Origin of the sequence: Marseilla massiliensis, from assembly GCF_016899955.1 — a bacterium.
Classification (GTDB): Bacteria; Bacteroidota; Bacteroidia; order Bacteroidales; family Bacteroidaceae; genus Prevotella; species Prevotella intestinigallinarum.
In genome coordinates, this window is record NZ_JACJJL010000113.1 from 1 (window position 1) to 360 (window position 360).

Annotated in this window: 1 pseudogene; it reads left to right on the forward strand. The window is 58.1% G+C overall.

Annotated elements, in window-relative coordinates:
- Positions 1–360, forward strand: a pseudogene (locus H6B30_RS16900) (DNA primase); the annotation flags it as partial.

Consider the following 360-nt stretch of genomic DNA (forward strand, 5'->3'; position numbering starts at 1 on the left):
GCAGGAACCGAAATTCATCGTCTCGGTCATGGCGGACGTGAACAGGGCTTCTGACATGATACTTGACCATGTGGACAAGCAGCGGCTGGCCCTGAACGAGCAGCCCTACCTGGCCAAGAACGACCCGCTAACTCCGCTTGACCCAAGCGAGGAAGTGCCGTTTCGGAACGCTGCCATCGTCAAGACACGCGGCGGTGACTATGCCATCCGTGCCTCGTATGACGGTGTGGAGCTGGGCCTGAAGAAGGTGTCGAAAGGCACGGCAAAGACTTACTTCCAGTTGACGGACTACAAGGACAAGGCGGCCTTCCTGAACATGACGGCACGCAAGACATTCGGGCCGGAGATTGCCATGATGGG